Annotated in this window: 24 protein-coding genes and 1 pseudogene; 5 read left to right on the top strand and 20 right to left on the bottom strand. The window is 56.4% G+C overall.

All coding sequences use genetic code 11. The features are described from left to right. Positions 1 to 374 precede the first annotated feature (374 nt). Positions 375 to 1262, bottom strand: coding sequence for a LysR family transcriptional regulator (locus DSD31_RS05300; protein ID WP_004866931.1), 888 nt, complete (start codon positions 1260 to 1262; stop codon positions 375 to 377). Positions 1263 to 1370: 108 nt separating this feature from the next. Here DSD31_RS05300 and DSD31_RS05295 point away from each other — a divergent pair, with 108 nt between their 5' ends. Both DSD31_RS05295 and DSD31_RS05290 read left to right on the top strand, forming a co-directional pair. After that, positions 1371 to 2585 (top strand): MFS transporter, encoded by a 1215-nt coding sequence (locus DSD31_RS05295; RefSeq protein ID WP_113990868.1) that lies wholly within the window; start codon positions 1371 to 1373, stop codon positions 2583 to 2585. Then, entirely contained in the window at positions 2582 to 2959 is a 378-nt protein-coding gene (locus tag DSD31_RS05290; protein ID WP_069476476.1) for a DUF4440 domain-containing protein, read from the top strand. The genes DSD31_RS05295 and DSD31_RS05290 overlap by 4 nt, the downstream gene beginning before the upstream one ends. Positions 2960 to 3014: 55 nt before the next feature. Here the strand turns inward: DSD31_RS05290 and rpoS are convergent. From rpoS to cysG, 13 genes and pseudogenes are all read right to left on the bottom strand, one after another. Further along, positions 3015 to 4007 (bottom strand): annotated as a pseudogene (gene rpoS, locus DSD31_RS05285) (RNA polymerase sigma factor RpoS). A gap of 153 nt (positions 4008 to 4160) precedes the next feature. Further along, positions 4161 to 5285 (bottom strand): murein hydrolase activator NlpD, encoded by a 1125-nt coding sequence (gene nlpD, locus DSD31_RS05280; protein ID WP_004866940.1) that lies wholly within the window; start codon positions 5283 to 5285, stop codon positions 4161 to 4163. Positions 5286 to 5409: 124 nt separating this feature from the next. Beyond that, entirely contained in the window at positions 5410 to 6036 is a 627-nt protein-coding gene (locus DSD31_RS05275; RefSeq protein ID WP_004866942.1) for a protein-L-isoaspartate(D-aspartate) O-methyltransferase, read from the bottom strand. Beyond that, positions 6030 to 6791 (bottom strand): 5'/3'-nucleotidase SurE, encoded by a 762-nt coding sequence (surE, locus tag DSD31_RS05270; RefSeq protein WP_004866944.1) that lies wholly within the window; start codon positions 6789 to 6791, stop codon positions 6030 to 6032. The genes DSD31_RS05275 and surE overlap by 7 nt, the downstream gene beginning before the upstream one ends. Then, positions 6772 to 7821, bottom strand: coding sequence for a tRNA pseudouridine(13) synthase TruD (gene truD / locus DSD31_RS05265; protein WP_048023747.1), 1050 nt, complete (start codon positions 7819 to 7821; stop codon positions 6772 to 6774). Before truD ends, surE begins: the two co-directional genes overlap by 20 nt. After that, positions 7818 to 8297: a 2-C-methyl-D-erythritol 2,4-cyclodiphosphate synthase gene (gene ispF, locus DSD31_RS05260; RefSeq protein WP_004866948.1), complete on the bottom strand. Its 480-nt coding sequence runs from the start codon at positions 8295 to 8297 to the stop codon at positions 7818 to 7820. The genes truD and ispF overlap by 4 nt, the downstream gene beginning before the upstream one ends. Then, on the bottom strand, positions 8297 to 9007 hold the full coding sequence (gene ispD, locus DSD31_RS05255) for a 2-C-methyl-D-erythritol 4-phosphate cytidylyltransferase (protein WP_075808259.1): 711 nt from the start codon (positions 9005 to 9007) through the stop codon (positions 8297 to 8299). Before ispD ends, ispF begins: the two co-directional genes overlap by 1 nt. Positions 9008 to 9026: 19 nt before the next feature. Next, positions 9027 to 9338 carry a cell division protein FtsB gene (gene ftsB / locus DSD31_RS05250; protein WP_004866952.1) on the bottom strand — a complete coding sequence of 104 codons (312 nt, stop codon included), beginning with the start codon at positions 9336 to 9338 and terminating at the stop codon, positions 9027 to 9029. Between the two features lie 140 nt (positions 9339 to 9478). Continuing rightward, positions 9479 to 9805, bottom strand: a complete 327-nt coding sequence (locus tag DSD31_RS05245; RefSeq protein ID WP_004866953.1) for a DUF3561 family protein — start codon at positions 9803 to 9805, stop codon at positions 9479 to 9481. 48 nt (positions 9806 to 9853) lie between these two features. After that, entirely contained in the window at positions 9854 to 10459 is a 606-nt protein-coding gene (gene cysC / locus DSD31_RS05240; protein ID WP_032718167.1) for an adenylyl-sulfate kinase, read from the bottom strand. Next, a complete protein-coding gene (cysN, locus tag DSD31_RS05235) occupies positions 10459 to 11886 on the bottom strand; it encodes a sulfate adenylyltransferase subunit CysN (protein WP_004866956.1) in 1428 nt (475 codons plus the stop codon). The genes cysC and cysN overlap by 1 nt, the downstream gene beginning before the upstream one ends. 9 nt (positions 11887 to 11895) lie before the next feature. After that, on the bottom strand, positions 11896 to 12804 hold the full coding sequence (gene cysD / locus DSD31_RS05230; protein WP_004866959.1) for a sulfate adenylyltransferase subunit CysD: 909 nt from the start codon (positions 12802 to 12804) through the stop codon (positions 11896 to 11898). A 9-nt stretch (positions 12805 to 12813) separates the two neighbouring features. After that, positions 12814 to 14220, bottom strand: a complete 1407-nt coding sequence (gene cysG, locus DSD31_RS05225) for a siroheme synthase CysG (protein WP_155075185.1) — start codon at positions 14218 to 14220, stop codon at positions 12814 to 12816. A gap of 247 nt (positions 14221 to 14467) precedes the next feature. On the opposite strand from cysG, the gene DSD31_RS05220 reads away from it, so the two are divergent. After that, a complete protein-coding gene (locus DSD31_RS05220; protein ID WP_004866962.1) occupies positions 14468 to 15511 on the top strand; it encodes an aminopeptidase in 1044 nt (347 codons plus the stop codon). Positions 15512 to 15588: 77 nt separating this feature from the next. Here DSD31_RS05220 and cysH read toward each other — a convergent pair whose 3' ends face one another. From cysH to cysJ, 3 genes are all read right to left on the bottom strand, one after another. Then, entirely contained in the window at positions 15589 to 16323 is a 735-nt protein-coding gene (gene cysH, locus DSD31_RS05215; RefSeq protein ID WP_004866964.1) for a phosphoadenosine phosphosulfate reductase, read from the bottom strand. A gap of 96 nt (positions 16324 to 16419) precedes the next feature. Further along, positions 16420 to 18132, bottom strand: coding sequence for an assimilatory sulfite reductase (NADPH) hemoprotein subunit (gene cysI / locus DSD31_RS05210; RefSeq protein WP_004866966.1), 1713 nt, complete (start codon positions 18130 to 18132; stop codon positions 16420 to 16422). Next, positions 18132 to 19931 (bottom strand): NADPH-dependent assimilatory sulfite reductase flavoprotein subunit, encoded by a 1800-nt coding sequence (gene cysJ / locus DSD31_RS05205; RefSeq protein ID WP_113990867.1) that lies wholly within the window; start codon positions 19929 to 19931, stop codon positions 18132 to 18134. The genes cysI and cysJ overlap by 1 nt, the downstream gene beginning before the upstream one ends. Before the next feature lie 521 nt (positions 19932 to 20452). Between cysJ and queD the strand changes: the two genes are divergently transcribed. Then, complete coding sequence (gene queD / locus DSD31_RS05190) at positions 20453 to 20815, top strand: 6-carboxytetrahydropterin synthase QueD (RefSeq protein WP_004866969.1); 363 nt, start codon at positions 20453 to 20455, stop codon at positions 20813 to 20815. 78 nt (positions 20816 to 20893) lie between these two features. Here queD and queE read toward each other — a convergent pair whose 3' ends face one another. Further along, positions 20894 to 21565, bottom strand: a complete 672-nt coding sequence (gene queE, locus DSD31_RS05185) for a 7-carboxy-7-deazaguanine synthase QueE (protein ID WP_004866972.1) — start codon at positions 21563 to 21565, stop codon at positions 20894 to 20896. 512 nt (positions 21566 to 22077) lie between these two features. Between queE and DSD31_RS05180 the strand changes: the two genes are divergently transcribed. Beyond that, on the top strand, positions 22078 to 23187 hold the full coding sequence (locus DSD31_RS05180; protein ID WP_044347454.1) for an SDR family oxidoreductase: 1110 nt from the start codon (positions 22078 to 22080) through the stop codon (positions 23185 to 23187). A 46-nt stretch (positions 23188 to 23233) separates the two neighbouring features. Here the strand turns inward: DSD31_RS05180 and DSD31_RS05175 are convergent, their stop codons facing one another. Beyond that, positions 23234 to 23923, bottom strand: a complete 690-nt coding sequence (locus DSD31_RS05175; RefSeq protein WP_004866975.1) for an N-acetylmannosamine-6-phosphate 2-epimerase — start codon at positions 23921 to 23923, stop codon at positions 23234 to 23236. After that, entirely contained in the window at positions 23920 to 25479 is a 1560-nt protein-coding gene (locus tag DSD31_RS05170) for a PTS transporter subunit EIIC (protein WP_004866978.1), read from the bottom strand. The genes DSD31_RS05175 and DSD31_RS05170 overlap by 4 nt, the downstream gene beginning before the upstream one ends. Positions 25480 to 25572: the final 93 nt, after the last annotated feature.

The raw sequence follows: 25572 nt of genomic DNA, 5'->3' as shown, positions 1-25572 counted from the left end.
GCAGCCCGTAAAGCGCTACCCTTTTCGAAAATAAATGGCTGCAAGGCTCATACGCCGGCCTCAGTGGATAGAATTATCTGCCGGGACTTACGTCTAGCCGGATCCTGTCAATGCTCAACGCCAGACAGCCTCAGGCACCCACCGCGATTCTCACTCCGCCGGTCGGCAGAAATTATCAGCTGGAAATCAAACGGAATGATTTTATTATCGATTGCGAGAGGGATCGCCAATACTCAAATGCTATTCACTTTTCCGTCATTTTAATTAATAAATAGTTTTCATTGATGATGCGAAATATAAAAACGGTGCGCTTGAGCGATAAATAACACCATCCGCTTGCGCCCTTCATCCACACGCTCATGACGCAAGAAGAATTAGCCCTGGCGCTCGCGTAAGAAATCAATGAACGCCCGGACCCGGGTCGGGACATGCTGCGCGTCCGGATAAACCGCATACACGCCCTGCGGGGGAAAGGTAAACCCGGGCATGACCTGAACCAGTCTGTGCTCCGCCAGTGCCGGCGCTACCAGCCACTCGGGCAACAGCGCAACCCCGCATCCCGCCAGGGCGAAAGCCAGCAGCGCGCTGGCGCTATCCGCCGACAGTCGCGGCACCGCTTTAATATCTAAAGCCACGCTCTCATCGCGCGGTCCGGTGAGTTGCCAATGGAGCGGCGCGGACAACCGTTCATGAATAATCCACGCTGCCCGGGCCAAATCCTCAATCGTCTCCAGAGGATGTTCCGCCAGCCATGCCGGCGCGGCAACCGGGACAATCGCAAAACGGGAGATCAGCGCCGCGCGGTAGCGCGAATCTGCCAGCGTTCCGAGGCGGATCGCTACATCAAAACGCTCAGAGATTAAGTCCGCATGGTGCGAGGAGGAGACGTGGCGCACCCGTAGCGCCGGATGCCGCTGACTGAACTCGGCCAGCGCGGGAATAATCACCTGGGTGCCATACTCCGGTGTCGTGGTGATACGGAGTTCACCGCTCAATCCGCTATGGCTGGCCCGCACCTCATCCTGCAGGTTTTCCGCCGTTTTCAGTAATGCCAGGCCGCGATGATAGAACAGCGACCCCGCCTCAGTCAGCGTGAGCCGTCGCGTGGATCGTAACAACAGCGTGACGCCAAGTTCGCTCTCCAGCTGACGCACGTTAAAGCTGACCACCGCCTTAGTTTGCCCCAGGGCCGCCGCTGCCGCGGTAAAACTCCCGCTTTCCACCACCGCGACAAACATGGTCATGCGTTGCAGATTCAGCATATTCACTTCACTTATTGTCAAAAATTTTCAGACAGTATATCCCCGGATGTCCTGTTTATCCGCCTGTCCCTGCGGTTTAGAGTAGCGGCCTTCTGATGAGGAATAAAAATGACAGCACGCAGCAAGGTCGCCACCGTTTTTTTACTGGGTTTCTTTCTCGATTTAATCAATATGTTTATCGCCAGCGTCGCCTTCCCCAGTATGAGCCGGGCGCTCAACGCCTCCGTCAGTGAACTGGCCTGGGTGAGTAATGGCTACATTGCCGGCCTGACGCTGGTCGTGCCATTCAGCGCCTGGTTGACGCAGCGCTGCGGAGCTCGCCGGCTCTTTATGCTCTCGCTCACGCTGTTCAGCGCCGCAGCGCTGGCCTGCGGACTGAGCGACTCGCTGGGCAACCTGATTTTCTGGCGTGCCCTGCAAGGGATGGGCGGTGGCTTGCTTATCCCCGTCGGACAGTCTCTGACCTGGCAGCTGTTTCAGCCGCAGGAGCGGGCGAAACTCTCGGCCGTCGTGATGCTGGTTGGTCTGCTGGCCCCGGCCTGTTCTCCGGCAGCAGGTGGACTGCTGGTTGAAACATTCAGCTGGCGCGGGGTCTTCCTGGTCAGCCTGCCCGTGGCGCTGGTCACTCTGGCGTTAGCCAGCGTATGGCTAAAAAATGACGACGGCCCGGCGCGGCCCTCCCGTTTCTTACATCTGCCGCTGCTGGCCGATCCGCTGTTGCGTTTCGCCATGTTGATTTATCTCTGCGTACCCGGCGTCTTTATTGGCATTAATGTGGTTGGCCTGTTTTACCTGCAGACAATAACCGGCATGTCGCCTTCGGCAACGGGCGCCCTGATGCTGCCCTGGTCGCTGGCGTCTTTTGTGGCTATCTCTCTGACCGGCCGTTTTTTTAATCGCCTCGGCCCTCGCCCCTTTATTCTCTTCGGTTGCCTGCTTCAGGCCGCCGGGATCCTGCTGTTGACCGGCGTCACGCCGCAAAGCTCAATGTCGTCGCTGGTTTTCGCCTTTATCCTGATGGGCGCCGGCGGCAGCCTGTGCAGCAGCACCGCCCAAAGCTGTGCATTTCTCAACATCGCCAATGGCGATATGCCGGATGCCAGCGCACTGTGGAACATCAACCGCCAGCTCAGCTTTTTGGCCGGGGCCGCGTTGCTGTCCGCATTGCTGGCGGTCCTGCAGGTTTATTATCCGTCAACGCAGGCCTGGCACGGGGTGTTTATCATCGCCGCGTGCCTGACGCTTATCCCGCTTCTGGGCTGCCTGCGCCTTAATAACCAGGCGATAGTCACGCGCCTGCATCAAAAAATGGAGACCCCATGACCCCATATATTCAGGAAACGATCGACGCCCATGTGGCTATTGAAAACTGGCTGAGTCAGAAACAAGGCGCGGCAGAGACCTTAATGACACGCTTTTCCCCTGATTTTTCAATGGTCGGTATCGGTGGAAACGTCATGAACCACCGGGCGCTCAGCGCTTTCTTTGCGGCCGCAGGCGGCAGTCGTCCAGGCTTGAGCATCACCATTGATAGCGCGACCACGCTCGCCGAATGGCACGATGGCGCGGTGATATGCTATCGGGAAAGGCAGCGTTTACCCGAGCAGGGCGAAACTATCCGCTGGTCAACGGTCCTGTTCAGGAAAGCTGAAGGGCGTATTTTGTGGCGCCATTTACATGAGACCCGGCAGGCGTAGCATGCAAAGAAAAAGGCCCGATCGTCCGATCGGGCCTTTTTGAGAGGAAAATTGCTTATTCGCGGAATAGCGCTTCGATGTTCAGCCCTTGTCCTTGCAGGATTTCCCGCAGGCGGCGCAGGCCTTCTACCTGGATCTGACGTACGCGTTCGCGGGTCAGACCAATTTCACGGCCAACATCTTCAAGCGTAGCGGCTTCATAGCCCAACAGGCCAAAACGACGCGCCAGGACTTCACGCTGCTTGGCGTTCAGTTCGAACAGCCATTTAACGATGCTTTGTTTCATATCATCGTCCTGCGTGGTGTCTTCCGGACCGTTGTCTTTCTCATCGGCCAGAATATCCAGCAGCGCTTTTTCCGAGTCGCCGCCCAGCGGCGTGTCCACTGAGGTAATGCGCTCATTGAGACGCAGCATACGGCTCACGTCATCAACCGGCTTATCCAGCTGCTCGGCAATCTCTTCCGCACTCGGCTCGTGGTCCAGCTTATGGGACAACTCACGTGCGGTACGCAGATAGACGTTCAGCTCTTTGACAATATGGATAGGTAAACGGATGGTACGGGTTTGGTTCATGATCGCCCGTTCAATCGTTTGACGAATCCACCAGGTGGCGTAAGTCGAAAAACGGAACCCACGTTCCGGGTCAAACTTCTCAACCGCGCGGATCAGCCCCAGATTGCCCTCTTCAATCAGATCCAGCAGCGCCAGACCACGATTGCTATAACGACGAGCAATTTTCACCACCAGACGTAGGTTACTTTCAATCATCCGGCGGCGTGAAGCCACATCACCACGCAATGCGCGACGGGCGAAATAGACTTCTTCTTAGGCCGTCAGCAGTGGGGAATAACCAATCTCACCCAGGTAGAGTTGCGTCGCATCAAGCACACGTTGTGTTGCGCCTTGCGACAGAAGATCTTCCTCGGCCAGATCGCTATCACTGGGTTCCTCTTCTACTAAGGCTTTCTCATCGAAAACCTCGACTCCGTTCTCATCAAATTCCGCGTCTTCATTTAAATCATGAACTTTCAGCGTATTCTGACTCATAAAGATGGCTCCTACCCGTGATCCCTGAGCAAAGCACCTTCGCTATACATCATTTAACGACGCCGGACGGAGACTTTTTGCCCCGGTGAAGGGGCTGTTGCGACCGGCCTGGCGTCTGCTAACTGATGTGACGCTTATCCGTACTTCGCCAAATTATCGCTGCGGTAAATACTGCAGCGGGTTGACGGATTTCCCCTTGTAACGAATTTCAAAATGCAATCTTGTAGAGCTGGTGCCGGTGCTACCCATGGTAGCGATTTTCTGCCCCGCTTTAACTTCCTGTTGCTCCCGGACCAGCATTGTATCGTTATGAGCGTAGGCACTCAGGTAATCATCGTTGTGTTTGATGATAATAAGATTACCGTAACCGCGCAGCGCGTTACCGGCATAGACGACGCGTCCGTCAGCGGTCGCGACAATAGCCTGTCCCTTACTGCCTGCAATATCAATACCTTTATTGCCGCCTTCTGCGCCACTAAAGTTCTCGATAACCTTGCCATCAGTCGGCCAGCGCCATGTGGAGATAGGCGAACTGGTTGACGTACTGCTTGCAGTCGGTTGGTTTGTGCTAACAGCGGGAGCCGTCACTGGCGCGACGGTAGTCGTCGTCGCTGGCTTATTGTTCGGCAACATCTTATTAGCATTCTGTTCACCTGAGGATTCAGAATACGTAATAGTTGGTTGTGACGCAACCACCGCGGTCGATTTTTGTGCAGTATTTGAGGCCGCCGTCGCACCTCCGCTTGCCCGTACGCTTGCCGCAGCAACGGCGTTATCACCGGTGATTGGCTGGCCAGCAGAGTTGCCAACCTGCAGCGTCTGACCGACGTTCAGACCGTATGGTGCAGGGATGTTGTTGCGTTGCGCGAGGTCACGGAAATCGTTACCTGTTACCCATGCGATATAGAACAGCGTATCGCCGCGTTTCACGGTATAGGTGCTGCCACCCGTATAGCTGCCTTTCGGAATATCGCCATATTTACGGTTATAGACTATCTTGCCGTTCACGGTCTGCACCGGCTGCTGAGCCATCGGCTGAACCTGCGTCGCAGGCGTCTGAACCGGCTGTACCTGAGGGGTATGCGGAACAATGGCGGATCCTGTTGTCGACGGCGGAGTGATCAGCATCCCGGAATTCGTTCCCGAGGATGAGGCTCCACCCGCCGAGCTAACCGGCGCAGGCGGATTATTGGTATTCGTACAACCTGCCAGCCAGAGTGAAACCAGTGATAACGCCGCAATACGGCTTAAGGTAAATTTTGGGCTTCCCGCGCTCATTTATCCCCCAGGAATATGTTAACTGCCAATATCTTGCTTACCGGACAACACCCGGCCAGGACACTGAAAATGTGTCCACCCTACGCCTAAAGTCAGGCAAAAAAAACCTGGATAAATCCGGGTCTCACGCCAGCTCCCCTTGCACCAGAGGAACAAAGCGTACGGCTTCGACGGTATCCATCACAAACTCATTACCGCGACGACGGATCCGTTTCAGGAACTGATGCTCCTCGCCCACCGGTAATACCAGCACGCCTCCCTCATCCAGCTGCGCCAGCAGCGCTGGCGGCACTTCCGGCGGTGCGGCGGTGACGATAATCGCATCAAAGGGAGCGCGTGCCTTCCAACCCTGCCATCCATCGCCGTGACGGGTTGAAACATTATGTAAATCAAGTTGTTTCAGGCGACGACGCGCCTGCCACTGTAAACTCTTAATCCGTTCGACCGAACACACATGATGAACGAGATGCGCCAGGATCGCCGTCTGGTAGCCTGAACCGGTGCCAATCTCCAGCACCCGCGATTCCGGCGTCAGCGTCAGAAGCTCCGTCATCCGCGCCACCATGTAGGGTTGCGAGATGGTTTGCCCCTGGCCGATAGGTAGTGCCGTGTTCTCCCACGCCTTGTGTTCGAAGGCTTCATCAACGAATTTTTCACGCGGTACCAGGGTTATCGCCTCCAGCACGCGCTCGTCAACGATGCCCTGAGTACGCAGCTGATTCAGCAGGCTTTCTACACGTTTGCTTACCATTGTGTTGCCACTCCGACGCGATCCAGCCAGTCGGCCACCATCCCGTGAGCCTGGTGGGCGGTTAAATCAACGTGCAGCGGCGTCACGGAGACATAGCCTTCGTCAACGGCCGCAAAATCGGTATCCGGCCCGGCATCGTGCTTCTCTCCCGGCGGGCCAATCCAGTACAGCGTATTGCCGCGCGGATCTTTTTGCGGAATGACCTGATCGGCGGGATGTCGGCTGCCGCAGCGAGTGACGCGGATGCCTTTAATCTGCTCAAGTGGCAGATCGGGCACATTGATATTGAGGATGCGACCGGTACGCAGCGGCTCGCGGCTTAAAGCACGCAGGATAGAGCAGGTGATGGCCGCCGCGGTGTCGTAGTGCTGATGACCATTCAGGGAGACGGCCAGCGCCGGAAAGCCGAGGTGACGGCCTTCCATTGCGGCGGCGACAGTGCCGGAGTAGATGACGTCATCGCCGAGATTGGGGCCGGCGTTAATGCCGGAAACCACGATATCCGGACGCGGGCGCATCAGGGCGTTGACGCCGAGATAGACACAGTCCGTTGGTGTCCCCATCTGGACGGCGATATCGCCGTTATCGAAAGTGAAAGTGCGTAACGAAGACTCGAGAGTCAGGGAGTTCGATGCGCCGCTGCGGTTACGATCGGGTGCAACTACCTGGACCTCAGCAAACTCCCGTAAGGCCTTCGCCAGGGTCTGAATACCCGGCGCATGAATCCCGTCATCGTTACTCAGCAATATTCGCATAGTCACCCGTTGTATTGATAAGTTCCCTTACCACGCTGGTGGCGAAGCTGCCCGCTGGCAGCCAGAAACGCAGTTCAACGGTTACGTCATCCCACCAGTTCCAGCTCATCTGCTGCGGATAGAGCAGCATCGCCCGGCGTGCCGCTTCTACTTTTTCACGCACCAGCAGAGCCTGGAGCTGCGTCTCTTCGGCAACGGCCGCCTGCTCGGCGGCCAGCGCCTCGCGTTGGCTGCCCCACTCGCCGCTTCCCGGTAACGCCGCCGTAATCATCAGTTCACGGTTATCAACCCGCTCCTGCAGCTGCGCGCGTTCCTCAGGCGTAGCGACAAACCAGCTCCCGCGCCCCGCTAATTGTAGCGCATCGCCATCAACAACCTGATTAAATTCCGGTTTTTTTAATCTAATACTGACCTGTTGATTAAACAAGCCGCTACGCGCCGCCGACAGCCAAAAACTGCGTTTATTGCGATCGCGAAGCGGTGCGCCGCTCTCCGCCCAGCGCAGCGCGCCCAGCAGATTGCTGCCGCCGATACCAAAGCGCTGGGCGCCGAAATAGTTCGGCACCCCCTGTGCGGCAACAGCCTGCAGACGCCGCTCGACATCGTCGCGATCGCTGATTTCTCGCAGAATCAGGGTAAACTGGTTGCCCTTCAGCGCGCCGAGCCGCAGCTTACGTTTATGCCGCGCGTATTCCAGCACCTGGCAACCTTCCAGCTGAAACTTGCTCAGGTCAGGCATCTCTTTGCCCGGAAGCCGGGCGCACAGCCACTGCTCGGTCACGGCATGTTTATCTTTCTGCCCGGCAAAACTCACTTCCCGCGCATGGATTTTAAGGAACTTAGCCAGCGCATCCGCCACAAACCGCGTATTGCAGTCCGTTTTCAGAATCCGTACCAACAGATGCTCGCCTTCGCCATCCGGCGCAAAGCCGAGATCTTCGACCACCACGAAATCTTCCGGGTTGGCTTTCAGTATCCCCTGCCCCTGCGGTTTACCGTGCAGCCAGGTGAGTTCATTGAAGGCAATCATTGCTGCCCCTTACGCAGCAGCGCCACCGCTTCGCAGGCGATGCCTTCACCGCGGCCGGTGAAACCCAGCTTCTCGGTGGTGGTGGCTTTCACGTTGACATCATCCATATGGCAGCCGAGGTCTTCGGCGATAAAGACACGCATCTGCGGAATATGCGGCAGCATTTTCGGCGCCTGAGCAATGATCGTGACATCGACGTTTCCGAGGGTATAACCTTTGGCCTGAATCCGCCGCCAGGCTTCGCGCAACAGCTCGCGGCTGTCGGCGCCTTTAAAGGCCGGGTCGGTATCCGGGAACAGCTTGCCGATATCCCCCAGCGCCGCCGCCCCAAGCAGGGCATCGGTCAGCGCATGCAGCGCCACGTCGCCATCGGAATGGGCCAACAGCCCTTTCTCGTAAGGGATGCGCACCCCGCCAATAATGATTGGGCCTTCACCACCAAAAGCGTGTACGTCAAAACCGTGTCCAATTCGCATTAAGCCTTCTCCTGGTGTCGGGAACGGGTAAGGTAAAATTCTGCCAGCGCCAGGTCTTCCGGGCGCGTCACTTTAATATTATCAGCTCGTCCGGCCACCAGTTCGGGATGGAAGCCACAGTACTCCAGCGCCGAGGCTTCATCGGTGATGGTCGCGCTTTCATTGAGCGCGCGCGTCAGGCACTGGAGGAGTAATTCACGAGGGAAAAATTGCGGCGTCAGCGCATGCCATAAGTCATTCCGATCGACGGTGTGCGCAATAGCCGCCTTGCCGGGTTCCGCGCGTTTCATGGTATCGCGAACCGGCGCAGCGAGAATGCCCCCCACCCGGCTGGTTTCGCGCAGCGCCAACAGGCGCTGGAGGTCATCCTGATGCAGGCACGGGCGCGCGGCATCGTGCACCAGTACCCATTCGGCTTCAGGCAGCGCCTGCAGACCAGCCAGGACGGAGTCAGCGCGCTCGGCCCCGCCGTCGACGACGGTAATCTGCGGATGAGTGGCCAGCGGCAGCTGGCTAAAGCGGATATCGCCGGGACTGACGGCAATCACCACGCGCTGCACGCACGCGTTCGCCAACAGCGCGGCGACCGCGTGTTCGAGAATCGTTTTGTTACCGATTGAGAGATATTGTTTCGGGCATTCCGTTTGCATGCGGCGGCCAAAACCGGCTGCCGGTACCACGGCGCAAACACCCGGAAAAGTGGCTGCCATGTCGTAATCCTGGGCTTGTTTATCGATTGTTCTGCGTCGACCCCTGGTTGCGCTTAGACGCATCCGGGACCAGACGATAAAATGTTTCGCCCGGGCGGGTCATGCTTAGTTCATTGCGCGCGCGCTCTTCGATCGCTTCCTGACCGCCGTTAAGGTCATCGATTTCCGCAAAGAGTTGATCGTTGCGCGCCTTTAATTTGCTGTTAGTGGCTTGCTGCGCGGTGACGTCGTCATTCACCCGGCTATAGTCATGCAGACCATTTTTACCGAACCACAGCGAGTACTGTAGCCAGACCAGCAAAGCCAATAGTAGCAGCGTTAATTTACCCATTCTGCCCCCTGAAAAACGGCATCATCATCCCATAACTCGCCCGAGCATTTCACTCCGACGCGCGGACGACGCCGCGTAACGCGGGGACTGTAACACATTTCTGTCGCCGATACCCAGGCTTGATTCATACGCAGAAAGGACTATCCCAGCAACCAGAGGAACAGCAGACCAAACATCAGCCCCACGGTCAAAATGGTCGCACATGCGCTGTACAGGAGCTTACCGTTCAACAGCGAGTGCAGCGCAATCCCGACGACCACGGCAACCGGCATTAAGGCGAGAAAAAAGGGCCAGGTGTAGAGGAGGAAAAAAAGCGTATTACTGCCATACATGAGGAAAGGAATACCCAGCGCCAGCAGCCATGAGATAAAGCCCACGGCGGCGCCTGACAAAGACCAGGTGGTCTCGTCATGGGCCACCGCGGGTGGTTCTGGACGAATGAGACTGATGTTCTGGGTATTGCGCATATCGAATCCTGTTGACCGGGCGACCGGCACCTCAATGCCGCCGCCGTTTCAGGATCTGATAATATCGCTCTGTCTGAGGAGGTCTAATAGTTGGTGCACCAAATTTGTTACCAATTGTTCACCATCCAGATGAATTTCCGCCTTTTCTGGTGGTTCATACACCGAATCTATGCCGGTAAAATTGCGTAATTCACCCGCTCGCGCCTTCTTGTATAACCCTTTTGGATCCCGCGCCTCGCAGATAGCCAGCGGCGTATCGACAAACACTTCGATAAAGCGCCCTTCGCCTAAACGCTCGCGCACCATCTGCCGTTCAGCGCGGTGCGGGGAGATAAACGCGGTCAACACCACCAGCCCGGCATCAACCATCAGCTTCGCCACTTCCCCGACACGACGAATATTTTCTTTACGATCGCTATCGCTAAAACCGAGATCGCTACACAGGCCGTGCCGCACGTTATCGCCATCCAGCAGATAGGTGCTGACGCCCAGCTGATGCAGCGCCTCTTCCAGCGCGCCGGCAACGGTAGATTTACCTGAGCCGGACAGCCCGGTAAACCACAGCACCACGCCGCGATGGCCGTGGTGTTGTTCGCGCTGCTCCCGGGTGACCGGATGGGCGTGCCAGACGACGTTTTCGTCATGCCGGGCCATTACTTGCCTCCCAGCAGGTCGCGCGCGTCCCAGTGCGGGAAGTGTTTACGGATCAGCTGATTCAGTTCCAGTTCAAACGCGCTGAAGGAGGATGTCGATGCCTGGCGCTGTTCCAGCGGTTCGCGCACCATGCCAGCACCTACCGTGACGTTGGTCAACCGGTCGATGAAGATCAGCCCGCCGGTTACCGGGTTATGCTGATATTTGTCCAGCACCAGCGGCTCGTCGAAGGTCAAATCGACAAGTCCAATCCCGTTCAGCGGCAGCGACTCGACTTCGCGCTGGGTCAAATTATTGATATCAACCTGATAACGAATCCCGTCGACACGCGCGCGCGTTTTCTTGCCGGCAATTTTAATGTCATAGCTCTGGCCCGGGGCTAACGCCTGCTCGGCCATCCACACCACATCCACGCTGGCGCTTTGCACCGCGGGCAGCGTCACCTGCGCATCGACCAACAGGTCGCCGCGGCTGATATCAATCTCATCTTTCAACACGATAGTGATGGCTTCACCGGCACCGGCTTCCTGCAGGTCGCCGTCAAACGTCACAATACGCGCCACGCTGGATTCAACGCCCGATGGCAGTACCTTCAGGCGCTGTCCGACCTTCACGCTGCCGGAAGCCACGGTCCCGGAGAAACCGCGGAAGTCGAGGTTGGGCCGGTTAACAAACTGGACCGGGAAACGCAGCGGTTGATTTTCCACCACGCGACGGATTTCAACGGTTTCCAGCACTTCCAGCAGCGTCGGGCCGCTGTACCACGGCATGCTGACGCTCTGGGTCGCGACGTTGTCCCCTTCAAGGGCAGAAAGCGGAACAAAGCGAATATCAACGTCACCCGGCAGCTGCCCGGCAAAGGTGAGGTACTCTTCGCGAATGCGATTAAACGTCTCTTCGCTAAAATCCACCAGATCCATTTTATTCACCGCCACCACCAGGTTTTTAATTCCCAGCAGCGTCGAGATAAAGCTATGACGGCGAGTCTGATCGAGCACGCCTTTGCGCGCATCCATCAGCAGAATCGCCAGATCGCAGGTGGAAGCGCCGGTGGCCATATTGCGGGTGTACTGCTCGTGCCCCGGGGTGTCGGCGATAATAAATTTGCGTTTCTCGGTAGAGAAATAGCGATAGGCGACATCGATGGTGATGCCCTGCTCGCGTTCAGCCTGCAGGCCATCCACCAGCAGCGCCAGATCCAGTTTTTCACCCTGCGTGCCGTGACGCTTACTGTCATTATGCAGCGATGAGAGCTGATCTTCGTAAATCTGTCGGGTATCGTGCAGCAGGCGGCCAATCAGGGTACTTTTCCCGTCATCGACGCTGCCGCAGGTCAGGAAGCGCAGCAGGCTTTTGTGCTGTTGCGCGTGCAGATAAGCTTCTACGCCGCCTTCATTAGCAATTTGTTGGGCAATTGTCGTGTTCATGGCGGCTCCTTAGAAATACCCCTGACGTTTCTTCAGCTCCATGGAGCCGGCCTGGTCGCGGTCAATCATACGACCCTGACGCTCGCTGGTTGTGGAGACCAGCATCTCTTCAATAATCTCCGGCAGCGTTTGCGCGTTGGATTCCACCGCACCGGTCAGCGGCCAGCAGCCTAAAGTACGGAAGCGCACCATCTGCTTTTTGATCATCTCGCCCGGTTGCAGATCGATACGATCGTCATCAATCATCATCAGCATACCGTCGCGTTCAAGCACCGGACGCTCGGCCGCCAGATACAGCGGAACGATTTCGATATTTTCCAGATAGATGTACTGCCAGATATCCAGCTCGGTCCAGTTGGAGAGCGGGAAGACACGGATGCTTTCGCCCTTGTTAATCTGGCCGTTGTAGTTGTGCCACAGCTCCGGACGCTGGTTTTTCGGATCCCAGCGGTGGAAACGGTCGCGGAAAGAGTAGATGCGCTCTTTGGCGCGCGATTTTTCTTCGTCGCGACGGGCGCCGCCGAAGGCGGCATCAAAGCCGTATTTGTCCAGCGCCTGCTTCAGACCTTCGGTCTTCATGATGTCGGTGTGCTTGGCGCTGCCGTGAACAAATGGGTTAATCCCCATCGCCACCCCTTCCGGGTTTTTGTGCACCAGCAGCTCGCAGCCGTAGGCTTTGGCAGTACGGTCGCGGAATTCATACATTTCGCGGAATTTCCAGCCGGTATCAACGTGCAGCAGCGGAAAAGGCAGGGTTCCCGGATAAAACGCTTTACGCGCCAGATGCAGCATGACGCTGGAATCTTTACCGATGGAGTACATCATCACCGGGTTAGAGAATTCGGCGGCCACCTCGCGAATAATGTGGATGCTTTCAGCCTCCAGTTGCCGCAGGTGAGTGAGTCGTTTTTGGTCCATAACCGTTCCTTAAGCCAGATTCACCACAGACGCGTTAAACGCATCTGCTTGAGTTGTTTGTTGAAACCAGGCGAGCTGGTGGTGTAATTGCACCACTTCGCCCACGACCAGCAGAGCGGGCATCGGGGCATCTTTCGCCAGCGCTTCGAGCTGCTGTAAGGTGCCCGTTATCGTTTGCTGATCGGCGCGAGTACCGCGAGAAATCACCGCCACCGGCGTATTGCTATCCCGACCGTGGGCGATCAGCTGCGCGCTGATTTCCGCCGCTTTCATGGTGCCCATGTAGATAGCCAGCGTCTGTCGGCTTTGCGCCAGCAGCGACCAGTCGTGCGCGGCGCTGTCGGCCTTGTAATGACCGGTGACGAAGGTGACGCTCTGGGCGTAATCGCGATGGGTCAGCGGAATGCCGGCATAGGCCGTCGCCCCGGCAGCAGCCGTTACGCCCGGGACCACCTGAAACGGAATCCCTGCGGCGGCGGCCGCCTGTAGTTCTTCGCCGCCGCGTCCGAAAATAAACGGATCGCCGCCTTTCAGGCGCACCACCGTTTTGCCTTCTCGCGCCGCGTCGACCAGCATCTGGTTCGTTTCATGCTGCGGCACCGAGTGTTCGCCCGCGCGCTTACCCACGCAGATCATCTCGGCATCGCGGCGCACCAGTTCGCGGATCTCCGGCGTCACCAGATGGTCATAAAACACCACGTCCGCCTTCTGTACCGCCTGCAGGCCGCGCAGCGTCAGCAGCCCGGCATCGCCCGGCCCGGCGCCGACGAGAATAATTTCACCCAGCCGTTTTTCCGGCTGATGCAGTTCTTCTTCCAACGCCTTATCGGCGGCGGCTTTATTTCCGGCAATCATCAGACTGGCAAAACGGCCATTGAAGACCCGCTCCCAGAAGTGCCGCCGTGCTGCCGTCGTCGTCAGATGCGTTTTGATATGATGCCGCCAGTAGCTGGCCGCCTCGGCGACGCGTCCCAGGTTAGTGGGCAGCAGCGCTTCGATTTTTTCGCGAATCAGCCGGGACAATACCGGTGCTGAACCGCCGGAGAATATCGCTATCAGCAGCGGAGAACGGTCCACGATGGAGGGAAACACCACCGAGCAGAGCGGCTGATTATCGACAACGTTCACCAACCGGTAACGGGCGTTGGCGGCAGCGGAAACCCGCTGATTGAGCGCATCATCGTCGGTCGCGGCGATCGCTAAAAAGACGTCGTCCAGCTGTTGCTCTTCAAACTCATGGGCCCGCCACTGAATCTCCTGGCGTTCAACCAGCGCGGCGACCTCTTCAGATAATGCTGCCGCCACAACCTGCACGTTGGCTCCTGCCCGGCGCAAGAACATAATTTTGCGCGCCGCAATGTCTCCGCCGCCAATAACCAGCACCGGTTTTTCTTTCAATTCGGCAAACAGGGGCAAATAGTCCACGTTGCAACAACTCGCTTACAATCAGTCATAGAGCGACTATAGGGTGCTGTTTAGAGCAAATGAAATTACTAAATGGAATGAGTAGTTACCCAAAAGAATAACGACCTGAAAAAGCAAATATCAAAAAGTGCTTAACGCGCGGTTTTTCCGCTATTTAAGAGCAAATGAAATTGTTTAACCGCAGTCACAGTTTCATACTATGAGCGTTAAATTTTTCCCTCGAGAAAGGACCCCCGCTATGTTTTCCGCGTTGTGCCGCCGCCTCCTTCCCCTGGCGCTTGGCGCAGGTTTTGTCTTCTCCGCCCCGGCTTTCAGCGCCATGGGCGAAACCGCAAATACCCAGGCTCGTCATATCGCGACTGTTTTTCCCGGAAGAATGACCGGTTCGCCCGCTGAAATGCTGTCGGCGGACTATGTGCGTCAGCAGTTTGCCCAAATGGGCTATCAAAGCGACATCCGCAGCTTCCACGCGCGTTATATCTACAGCAATACGGATAAACGGAAAAACTGGCAAAACGTCACCGGCAGCACCGTCATTGCCGCCCATGAAGGCGCGGCTCGCCAGCAGATCATTGTGATGGCGCACCTCGACACCTATGCGCCCATGAGCGATGCTGACGTCGAACGCAACCTTGGCGGCCTGACCCTGCAGGGCATCGACGATAATGCCGTCGGCGTGGGCGTATTGCTGGAGCTGGCCGAGCGGTTGAAAAATGTGTCCACTCACTACGGCATTCGCTTTATTGCTTCCAGCGGTGAAGAGGAAGGTAATCTCGGCGCGCAAAATATCCTGAAGCGAATGAGCGATGCGGAGAAGAAAAATACGCTGCTGGTGATTAATCTCGATAATCTGGTGGTTGGCGATAAGCTCTATTTTAATAGCGGGCGCAGTACTCCCGCCTCGATTCGCAAACTCACCCGAGACCGCGCGCTGGCTATTGCGCGCAGCAAAGGGATTGCCGCCTATACCAACCCTGGCCTCAATCATGATTATCCGCAGGGTACCGGCTGCTGTAATGACGCCAGCATTTTTGATAGCGCGGGGATCCCGGTCCTGTCCGTGGAGGCCACGAACTGGTCTCTGGGTAAGAAAGATGGCTATCAACAGCGCAACAAATCCGCCTCATTCCCGCGAGGAACCAGCTGGCATGACGTACAGCTGGATAACCAGCAGCATATTGATAAGGCTCTGCCGGGTCGTATCGAACACCGCAGCCGCGATGTCGTCAAGGTGATGCTGCCGCTGATAAAAGAGCTGGCAAAGGCGGAAAAGCAGAGCTAATTCGCTGTCCGGCGACATGAAAAAAGCCCTCGTCGTTCAGACTGAGGGCTTTGTCTCAGGAAACGGTCGTCGCTGACTTAGCCTTCGTGCAGCCCGCACTCGCGCTTCAGACCAAAGAAACGCGTCTCTTCCTCCGCCATCCCCGGTTCCCATTTGCGGGTGGTGTGGGTATCCCCTACCGAAAGGTATCCCTGTTCCCACAGCGGATGATAGGTGAGGCCGTGCTTCTGCAGATATTGATAGACGGTGCGGTTATCCCAGTCGATGATTGGCAGCACCTTAAAGACCCCGCGCTGAATGGCCAGCACCGGGAGCGTGGCGCGGCTACCGGACTGTTCCCGACGGAGTCCCGCAAACCAGGTTTGCGCGTTCAGCGCTTCCAGGGCCCGGTTCATCGGTTCGACTTTGTTGATCTCATTGTATTTCTCAATGCCTTCAACGCCCTGCTCCCACAGCTTACCGTAGCGTGCTTCCTGCCAGGCGGCGCTCTCCTTCGCCCGATAGACCTTCAGGTTCAACTTGAGCTTATCCGTTAACTCGTCGATAAACCGATAGGTTTCCGGGAACAGATAGCCGGTATCGGTCAGAATGACCGGAATATCCGGCCGTACCTGATTAACCAGATGCAAGCTCACCGCCGCCTGAATACCAAAGCTTGAAGAGAGCACGTATTCGCCCGGAAGGTTTTCCAGCGCCCACGCAACGCGCGCTTCCGCGCTCAGCTTTTCCAGCTGGCTGTTGGTTTCCGCCAGTTGCAAAATGCGATCGACCTTCGGTAATTCGTTAAGGACGTGTAGATCGAGTACGGACATAAAGACCTCATTTGCCTGTTCTGCCGGGCGTACTGCATTTGCCCGGCCTACAAAACCAGTACCCGATAAGCTTAGCGCTTCCGGGCGATGCCGGGCTTATTCCCAGAAATCACGGGCTGGGTCGAGCACCGGGCGAATGATGCCCGCACGCACCGTAAAGTCGCCGAAGCCTTCACCCGCTTCGCGCTCTTTCGCCCAGCGCCCTACCAGTTCGTCGATCGAGTCGAGAATCTCCGACTCGGTAATGTTCTCGCGATACATCCGTGGAATACGCGTCCCGCTGCGGTTACCGCCGAGATGCAGGTTGTAGCGACCCGGCGCTTTACCCACCAGCCCGACTTCCGCCAGCATCGCACGACCGCAGCCGTTCGGACAGCCGGTCACACGCGTCACGATATGCTCATCGCTCACGCCGTGCTTGCCCATGATCCCGTCAACCTTATCAATAAACGACGGCAGGAAGCGTTCTGCTTCGGCCATCGCCAGCGGACAGGTCGGGAAGGAGACGCAGGCCATCGAGTTTTCACGCTGCGGGGTGACCGCATTCATCAGCCCGTGGTCGCGCGCCAGCTTTTCAATCCGCGCCTTTTCCGTCTCCGGTACGCCGGCAATAATCAGGTTCTGGTTCGCCGTAATACGGAACTCGCCCTGATGGATCTTTGCGATCTCCAGCAGACCGGTTTTCAGCGGACGGCCGGGATAATCAAGAATACGTCCGTTTTCAATAAACAGCGTCAGGTGCCATTTTTTGTCGATCCCTTTGACCCAGCCGATGCGATCGCCGCGACCGGTGAACTCATACGGGCGGATCGGTTCAAACTTGATCCCCGCCCGGCGCTCCACTTCGGCTTTGAAGGTTTCGACGCCGACGCGCTCAAGAGTATATTTGGTTTTCGCATTTTTACGGTCAGTACGGTTACCCCAGTCGCGCTGGGTAGTGACGACCGCTTCCGCGACCGCCAGAGTGTGCTCCAGCGGCAGATAGCCAAACTCGCTCGCCGTACGGGCGTAGGTTTTTTTGTTGCCGTGCTCAATAGACAACCCGCCGCCCACCAGCAGGTTAAAGCCTACCAGCTTGCCATTTTCGGCAATCGCCACGAAGTTCATGTCGTTGGCGTGCAGATCGATATCGTTCTGCGGCGGGATCACCACGGTGGTTTTGAACTTACGCGGCAGGTAGGTCTGGCCGAGGATCGGTTCTTCGTCGGTGGTGGCGACCTTTTTCTGATCGAGCCAGATCTCCGCATAGGCGCGGGTACGCGGCAGCAGGTGCTCGGAGATCTTTTTCGCCCACTCGTAGGCTTCAGCATGCAGCTGAGACTCGTGCGGGTTAGAGGTGCACAGCACGTTACGGTTCATGTCGTTGGCGGTGGCCAGCGCGTCCAGGCCAACCGAGTGCAGCATCTGATGCACCGGCTTCACATTCTTCTTCAGAATGCCGTGGAACTGGAAGGTCTGGCGGTTGGTCAGACGAATACTGCCGTAAATGGTGTTATCGGCGGCAAATTTATCAATCGCCTGCCACTGCGTAGTGGTGATCACGCCCCCAGGCAGGCGACAGCGCAGCAGCATCGCATGACGCGGCTCCAGCTTCTGTGCCGCACGCTCGGCGCGAATGTCGCGGTCATCCTGCTGATACATGCCGTGAAAGCGAATCAGCAGAAAGTTGTCGCCTTTAAAGCCGCCGGTAAGGGGGTCGTTTAAGTCTTCTGCGATCGTGCCGCGCAGGTAGTTGCTCTCTACCTTCATGCGCTCGGCGTCGGTCAGTTTACCTTCGACCACCAGAGGTCCTGGATGTTTTTCGCTCATTAGTAGACATCTCGCTGATAACGGCGCTCAACGCGCAGCTCACTCAAAAATTCGTCCGCCGCTTCGGCGTCCATCGCGCCAAATTCGGCAATCACTTCCAGCAACGTCTGCTCAACGTCTTTCGCCATACGATTGGCATCGCCGCAGACATAAATATGGGCGCCGTCATTAATCCAGCGCCACAGTTCGGCCCCCTGCTCGCGCAGCTTGTCCTGAACATAGACTTTTTGTTGTTGATCGCGGGACCAGGCCAGGTCGATACGGCTCAGCACGCCTTCTTTGACGTAGCGTTGCCACTCCACCTGATAAAGGAAATCTTCCGTAAAGTGCGGGTTGCCGAAGAACAGCCAGTTCTTGCCTTCCGCACCGTCCGCCGCACGCTGCTGCATGAAGGCGCGGAACGGCGCGATACCGGTACCGGGGCCAATCATAATTACCGGCGTCTGCGGGTTAGCAGGCAGGCGGAAGTTGTCGTTGTGTTCAATAAAAACGCGAACTTCGCCATCTTCTTCGACACGGTCGGCAAGGAAGCTGGACGCACCGCCAGCGCGAGCGCGGCCTTCGATATCGTAGCGAACGGCGCCCACGGTGATATGGACTTCGCTTTCTACTTCCGCCTGCGATGAGGCAATGGAGTAGAGACGCGGCGTCAGCGGACGCAGCAGGCCAATTAACGCGTCGGCATCCAGCTGCGCCGGAGAGAAACGCACCATATCGACAATCGGCGTGGTCGCGGCGTAGTGCTGGAGCTGCGCTTTATCGCCCACCAGCGGCAGCAGGGTTTCGCTGCGGGTTAAGGTCGCGTAATTCTCAACGATGTTAGCGGTATTGACCGTTAACTCGAAATGCCATTCCAGCGCTTCCGCCAGCGGCAAGGTTTTGCCGTCAACCGTGACCGGCTCATCACCTTTCAGCCACAGCAGCTCAACCAGCTCTTTCACCAGAGCCGGATCGTTCTGATACCAGACGCCCAGCGCATCGTCCGGCTGGTAACGCAGACCGGAGTCAGCGAGATCGATTTCAATATGACGTACATCTTTTTCAGAATCGCGGCCGGTGATTTTCTGATTCACCGCCAGCGTCGCCGTCAGCGGCGCTTCTTTGGTATACGGGCTGGAGTGAATGTCATTCACCGCCCCGCTCGGCGCTCCCTGGGCCGGAGCCGCGACGGGCGCACGAGATTTCAAGACTTCAACAACCCGCGCGCGCCATTCTGCCGCCGCAGGCTGGTACTCGACGTCTGCGTCAACGCGATCCAGCAGACGTTCAGCGCCCAGCTCAGCCAGACGGCTGTCAAAATCTTTTCCGGACTGGCAGAAGAATTCGTAAGAGGTATCACCTAAGCCAAATACCGCAAAGGCGGTACCCTCAAGCTTCGGCGCTTTTTTGGAAAACAGGAATTTATGCAGCGCAACGGCCTCTTCCGGCGACTCACCCTCACCTTGCGTCGACGTCACGATAACCAGCAGCTTTTCGGAGGCAATTTGTTTGAATTTATAGTCGCCTGCGTTCACCAGTTTCACGTTCAGCTGCGCGGCAATCAGATCGTCACGCAGCGCTTCCGCCACGCGGCGTGCGTTGCCGGTTTGCGATGCTGAAATCAGAGTAATGCCCGGCATTTCTGCAGCCTGAGCAGGAACCGCTGTGGCTGCGCCGGAGTGCTGATTCAGCACGCCCCAAAAGTAGCCCGAAACCCAGGCAAGCTGAGTCGGGGTGAAGTCTGTCGTGGCCGCCTGAAGGCGTGCCAGTTGCTCCGGGTTCAGCGGGAGCAAATTGGAAGGTGGGGCCTGTGTCGTCATGCGTCGTTATGTTCCAGTAAGCAAAGCTGTTATTCGCACCCTGTCAGCGCGGCAAAAACAGAAGAGGATGTATTTACTCTAAATAATTCGAGTTGCAGGCAGGCGGCGACGCAGTTCACCCCCGGGAGCTTATCTAAGTAAGTGACCGGGGTGGTCGAGGACAAATTCGTCAGGAACGAATTTGAACGCTGTTCACTGCGCCCGTTAGGGCGAGGCCCAAGGATGGGCCGAGTTATTGCCAACGCACATGCGGCTCGAAGTATGACGAGTTATAAGGTTAACGGCGCCGATAGTAACAATTAAAGAAGGGATGGAAATAACAAATAACCAAATGGACTAACCTGTTTTAGTTATAGTTATTAACAACAAAAACGATTAGCCAACGCTATGAAATTAAAAAGAATATTAAGGTACTCGTGGGTAAATACGTCGATATTTCGCTCAGGACCGTTTTAGTTAATGATAAAAAAACCGCTTTCCGGTACCCTACGGCGGTTTTTTTGTCTTATTGAGAGTAAAAGATGTCCACCACCCTGTTTAAAGATTTCACCTTCGAAGCCGCCCATCACCTGCCTCACGTACCGGAAGGTCATAAGTGCGGTCGCCTGCACGGCCACTCTTTTATGGTGCGTCTGGAGATTACCGGTGAAGTCGATCCCCACACGGGCTGGATCATGGATTTTGCCGAGCTCAAGGCGGCGTTTAAACCAACCTACGATCGCCTGGATCACTACTACCTGAACGACATTCCCGGTCTGGAAAACCCAACCAGCGAAGTGCTGGCGAAGTGGATTTGGCAGCAGATGAAACCGCTGGTGCCGCTGCTGAGCGCCGTGATGATCAAAGAAACCTGTACCGCAGGCTGCATCTATCGCGGCGAATGATGCGCTGGCCGGAAACCGACGTTTCCTGGCGCGCAGAACAGAAAGGCCCGGTACGCATCCTGCGACCGGGCCTTTTTATCAGGCAATATTCAGATATTTATGCGTCTGCATTGAGAGCCGCCAGTTACGGGCGATGCAGGTCTCAATACACAGACGCGTCGCATCCTCTTTCTGGCTGATGGGCTGCAGAGCAATAATCCGCGGCTTGTCGTCGCTCAGCGTTTCCAGCAGTTCGTCCAGCGCTTCGATATCGCGCACGCGGCCAACCGGATGCTTAATTTCATCCGCGCGCAGCAGCGCCTGCGACAGCACATCGTAGCCACCGCGCATATTGACCTTCGGTGAAACCGTCACCCAGGTGCGCGGGCTGCAGCGCACTTCATGGGTACCGCTGGTTTCAATCTGGCAACTGAATCCGTTCTGCTCCAGCAGCATGGTCAGCGGGGTTAAGTCGTGGATGCAGGGCTCGCCGCCGGTGATCACCACGTGACGTGCGGTCCAGTCCTGACGGCCGATAATCGCCAGCAGGTCTTCGCCGCTGGCCGGGCCCCATTTATCACTCTCTTTGGTTTTCGCCAGAATACTAAACAGCGACACTTCCCGATCCGCAAGCTTATCCCAGGTATGTTTGGTATCGCACCAGGCGCAACCAACCGGGCATCCCTGCAGACGAATAAAAATGGCAGGCACGCCGGTGAAGTAACCCTCGCCTTGCAAGGTCTGGAACATCTCGTTAATCGGGTACTGCATAATCATCTCTGTTTAGGTTCGAAACGAGCATTATCGCAGATTTAGCGGCCGAGGTCTTGTCCTCAGCTGCGATTGCCGGCGCTTAGCTGTGGCTGAAGTCAGACTAAGATTATAGCCTGCTGAGCAATTCTAAACGGTCCCTTCAGCTTTATTTCTCGCAGCCTTTAAAGACCTTCAACGACGGAAGAAATAAATCACCTCGACTTATTTCTGCATGTATTACGTTTTTTATACAGCGACTTTTGATGTAACTAAATATGTTTTAAATTACATTTAAACACCTATAACAACACCATTGAGAATATAACAATAATCATAAAAATCATATATGTACAAATTGAAACATGAAAAACAGAATCTTCTTCACTTCGCGGATGTCCAATGCTATCCACGCCCGTTCGTAACCTTAATTCGGTCTTAAGAAAGCCTTCCGACTCGCCATTTTCCATTGACTCACCGTTTAGTTTCAGCCGCCTAGAATCCAGCCGACCAACCATGATGAGACGGCGTTCATGAATACACTATTAATTACAGGCGTTACCGGTTTTCTGGGGGGAGCAGTTTTAGAGAATATCCTGAAGCAAAATAACGGGATTAATCTGCTGCTTTTAGTTCGAGCCGATAATGATGACGCGGCGCTTGCCCGGGTCAAAGAAAACATGCGCAAGTTCAATGTCTCTGAGGAGAAACTGGCGACGCTGGGTACGCAACATATTCTCGCGGGCGATTTAGCTAACCCCGCAGAATTTCTCTGCGACCCACGTCTGGAACAAGTGACTCACGTGCTCAACTGTGCGGCTGTCGCCTCCTTTGGCAATAACCCGCTCATCTGGAAGGTGAACGTGGAAGGCACCCTGCAGTTTGCCCAACGTATGTCCCGGGTTGCCGGGCTACAGCGCTTCCTGCATGTGGGTACGGCTATGTCATGTTCTCCCGAGCCCGATTCTCTGGTCGCGGAAAGCGCCGAGTTTCGCGAACGTGCCGAACACCTTGTCGAATACACCCACTCTAAATCCACGATCGAGCAGCTGATGCAGCAGACCTGCCCGACGCTTCCGTTGACGATTGCCCGCCCCTCGATTGTCGTGGGCCATACTCATCACGGCTGCCAGCCCTCCAGCAGTATCTTCTGGGTATTCAGCATGGGCTTAATGCTGCAAAAATTCCTCTGCTCAATGGAAGACCGGATCGATGTGATTCCCGTCGACTATTGCGCCGATGCGCTGATGATGCTGCTTGATAACCAGCTTGCGCAGGGGGAAGTCGTGCATATTTCGGCAGGTGAAGAAAATAGCGTCAAATTTGCTGAGATCGATCGCGCCATGGCCTCGGCGCTGGAGCAGGTTCCCGTCGGCGATAAGTATGCGCAGGTCAGCTATGAGACGCTGGTCAAGATGCGTCGCGAACTGAAGGATATCTTCGGTCCCTGCAATGAACGTCTGATGCTCAAAGCAATGCGCCTTTATGGCGCCTTCGCAACCCTCAACGTACGCTTCAGCAACGATAAGCTGCTCAGCATGGGAATGCCGAAGCCGCCGCGCTTTACCGATTATATCGATCGCTGCGTGCAGACCACCCGCGGGCTTTCGATTCCGCAGCAGATGGCCGTTGATTTCAAATAAGCCTGTAAAACCCGCCGAGGCGGGTTTTTTATTCAGTATAAAAACCTCAGGCTTTGATGGCCGCCGCAAAGCGTGCCGTAATTTGCTGAGGACGAGTAATCGCGCCGCCAACCACCACGGTATGCGCGCCCAGTTCAAGGCACCGGGCCGCCAGCGTCGGGGTTTCAACGTTCCCTTCCGCCACCACCGGAATATTTACAGCAGCCAGTACATCGCGTAAAAAACCGCAGTCGTTTTCCGGCAGTGCGTGCCCCTCCGTTTCTGCCGTATAGCCGTAAAGCGTGGTGCCCACGCAATCAAACCCGAGAGACTGCGCCGTGAGCGCTTCTTCCGCCGTCGAGATATCCGCCATCAGCAGCACCGACGGGTACTTCGCACGAATTTCCGCGACCAGCGCATCCAGCCGCTGCCCACCGGGGCGCGGGCGAGCCGTGGCATCAAGCGCGATGAGTTCCGGCCCGACGCTCATCAGTTCATCCACCTCTTTCATGGTCGCCGTAATAAACACTTCGCTGTCCGGATAATCACGCTTAATGATGCCAATCACCGGCAGTGAAACCAGCTGTTTAATGGCAGCAATGTCCGCCACGCTGTTGGCGCGAATCCCCTCCGCGCCGCCCTCTTCTGCCGCTACCGCCATCCGCGACATGATAAACGGGCTGTGCAACGGCTCATTATCCAGCGCCTGGCAGGAGACGATGAGTTTCCCTTTCAGGTTATCCAGTACAGTTTTCATAACGCTAAGCTCTCTTCCACTTCATTTTTAATAATCGTGACGTGTGGGCCATAGATGACCTGCACGCCGTTGCCTCGCAGGATCACGCCGCGCGCGCCCGTGGCCTTCAATGCTTCCTGATCGACTTTCCCGCCGTCTTTTACCGTGACGCGCAATCGCGTGGCGCAGCAATCCACCTCTTCCAGATTATCTCGCCCGCCCAGCCCGGCAATCACTGCCGCCGCACGTTCGCTTTGTGGGATGGTATTTTCGACTGCCGCTTCTTTCTCCCGGCCAGGCGTCATAAAACCAAAACGGTTAATCAGGAAGCGGAACGTGAAGTAGTAGAGGCAGAACCACGGCACGCCGACCAGCGGCACATACATCCAGTGAGTTTTGGCTTCGCCCTGCAATACGCCAAAGAGGATGAAGTCGATAAAGCCGCCGGAGAAAGTCTGGCCGATGGTGATGTGCAGAATGTGGGCGATCATAAACGCCAGCCCGTCGAAGAAAGCGTGGATGACGTAGAGAACGGGTGCCACGAACAGGAAGGAGAACTCAATTGGCTCGGTGATCCCCGTCAGGAAAGAGGTCAACGCCGCTGAAAGCAGCAGCCCCGCCACGCGCTTCTTATTCTCCGGCTTCGCCGTGTGGTACATCGCCAGACATGCGCCAATCAGGCCAAACATCATGGTGATGAAACGCCCGGACATGAAACGGGACGTGCCGATAAAGAACTGCTGCGTATTCGGATCGGACAACTGAGCGAAGAAGATGCGCTGGGTGCCTTCCACCAGCTGTCCGTTAACGATTTCGCTGCCGCCTAGTGCCGTCGTCCAGAACGGTAAATAGAAGATGTGATGCAGGCCAAATGGGCCCAGCATGCGCAGGATAAAGCCATACAGCAGCGTGCCCAGATAACCCGTCGCATCGACCAGCCCGCCCAGGCCGAAAATCAGCTTCTGGAAATGGGGCCACACTACGGTCATAAGGGCCCCGACCAGAATCGCGGCCAGCGAGCTGATAATCGGGACAAAGCGCGAGCCGCCAAAGAATCCCAGGAACTGAGGCAGCGCAATTTTATTAAAGCGATGATGCAGGGCGCAGGTCACCAGGCCAATCACCACGCCGCCAAAAACGCCCGTTTCCAGCGTCTGAATGCCCAGCGTCATCCCCTGTCCCACCGCGCCCGGGTTCTCATGCGCCAGCGTGCCGTTGAGGATAAGCAATGCGTTAATTGTGGCGTTCATCACCAGAAACGCCAGCAGCGCCGCGAGCCCGGCGGTCCCTTTGTCGGTTTTCGCCAAACCAACGGCAACCCCGACGGCAAACAGCACCGAGAGATTGGCAAACACAATAGAGCCTGCGCTGCTCATGATCGTGAAGATTGCCTGTAGCCAGGCAACATCCAGGAACGGATACGCCGTTAAGGTGTTCGGGTTAGAGAGCGCGCCGCCAATTCCCAACAGTAAGCCTGCGGCAGGCAGCACAGCGATCGGCAGCATGAACGATTTCCCGAAGCGCTGTGCCTTTTCAAACCATGCTCCGGAGGAGGCACCGCTGAACATTTGATTCATTTTTTCATTCCCCTGTTGTAGTGATGAAAATTTTTACCATAATTTAATTTATATGTGAAAATTGTCATCAAAAACCAGGAGGACGATCATACT

Source organism: Klebsiella sp. X13 (genome assembly GCF_003323835.1).
Taxonomy (GTDB): domain Bacteria; phylum Pseudomonadota; class Gammaproteobacteria; order Enterobacterales; family Enterobacteriaceae; genus Klebsiella; species Klebsiella ornithinolytica.
Note: the sequence above shows the minus strand (reverse complement) of the source record. Positions and strands in the feature narration are given on the sequence as shown.

Bases quoted from the DNA above. Each gene is read 5' to 3' on its own strand.
- DSD31_RS05180 (WP_044347454.1), top strand. From the start codon at position 22,078: ATGAATACACTATTAATTACAGGCGTTACCGGTTTTCTGGGGGGAGCA.
- DSD31_RS05275 (WP_004866942.1), bottom strand. From the start codon at position 6,036: ATGGTAAGCAAACGTGTAGAAAGCCTGCTGAATCAGCTGCGTACTCAG.
- queD (WP_004866969.1), top strand. From the start codon at position 20,453: ATGTCCACCACCCTGTTTAAAGATTTCACCTTCGAAGCCGCCCATCAC.
- truD (WP_048023747.1), bottom strand. From the start codon at position 7,821: ATGATTGCCTTCAATGAACTCACCTGGCTGCACGGTAAACCGCAGGGG.
- DSD31_RS05295 (WP_113990868.1), top strand. From the start codon at position 1,371: ATGACAGCACGCAGCAAGGTCGCCACCGTTTTTTTACTGGGTTTCTTT.
- DSD31_RS05175 (WP_004866975.1), bottom strand. From the start codon at position 23,923: ATGAAAACTGTACTGGATAACCTGAAAGGGAAACTCATCGTCTCCTGC.
- DSD31_RS05220 (WP_004866962.1), top strand. From the start codon at position 14,468: ATGTTTTCCGCGTTGTGCCGCCGCCTCCTTCCCCTGGCGCTTGGCGCA.
- DSD31_RS05245 (WP_004866953.1), bottom strand. From the start codon at position 9,805: ATGCGCAATACCCAGAACATCAGTCTCATTCGTCCAGAACCACCCGCG.
- DSD31_RS05290 (WP_069476476.1), top strand. From the start codon at position 2,582: ATGACCCCATATATTCAGGAAACGATCGACGCCCATGTGGCTATTGAA.
- cysH (WP_004866964.1), bottom strand. From the start codon at position 16,323: ATGTCCGTACTCGATCTACACGTCCTTAACGAATTACCGAAGGTCGAT.
- DSD31_RS05300 (WP_004866931.1), bottom strand. From the start codon at position 1,262: ATGCTGAATCTGCAACGCATGACCATGTTTGTCGCGGTGGTGGAAAGC.
- cysN (WP_004866956.1), bottom strand. From the start codon at position 11,886: ATGAACACGACAATTGCCCAACAAATTGCTAATGAAGGCGGCGTAGAA.
- cysJ (WP_113990867.1), bottom strand. From the start codon at position 19,931: ATGACGACACAGGCCCCACCTTCCAATTTGCTCCCGCTGAACCCGGAG.
- ispF (WP_004866948.1), bottom strand. From the start codon at position 8,297: ATGCGAATTGGACACGGTTTTGACGTACACGCTTTTGGTGGTGAAGGC.
- cysC (WP_032718167.1), bottom strand. From the start codon at position 10,459: ATGGCCCGGCATGACGAAAACGTCGTCTGGCACGCCCATCCGGTCACC.
- queE (WP_004866972.1), bottom strand. From the start codon at position 21,565: ATGCAGTACCCGATTAACGAGATGTTCCAGACCTTGCAAGGCGAGGGT.
- cysI (WP_004866966.1), bottom strand. From the start codon at position 18,132: ATGAGCGAAAAACATCCAGGACCTCTGGTGGTCGAAGGTAAACTGACC.
- cysD (WP_004866959.1), bottom strand. From the start codon at position 12,804: ATGGACCAAAAACGACTCACTCACCTGCGGCAACTGGAGGCTGAAAGC.
- ispD (WP_075808259.1), bottom strand. From the start codon at position 9,007: ATGGCAGCCACTTTTCCGGGTGTTTGCGCCGTGGTACCGGCAGCCGGT.
- surE (WP_004866944.1), bottom strand. From the start codon at position 6,791: ATGCGAATATTGCTGAGTAACGATGACGGGATTCATGCGCCGGGTATT.
- nlpD (WP_004866940.1), bottom strand. From the start codon at position 5,285: ATGAGCGCGGGAAGCCCAAAATTTACCTTAAGCCGTATTGCGGCGTTA.
- DSD31_RS05170 (WP_004866978.1), bottom strand. From the start codon at position 25,479: ATGAATCAAATGTTCAGCGGTGCCTCCTCCGGAGCATGGTTTGAAAAG.
- ftsB (WP_004866952.1), bottom strand. From the start codon at position 9,338: ATGGGTAAATTAACGCTGCTACTATTGGCTTTGCTGGTCTGGCTACAG.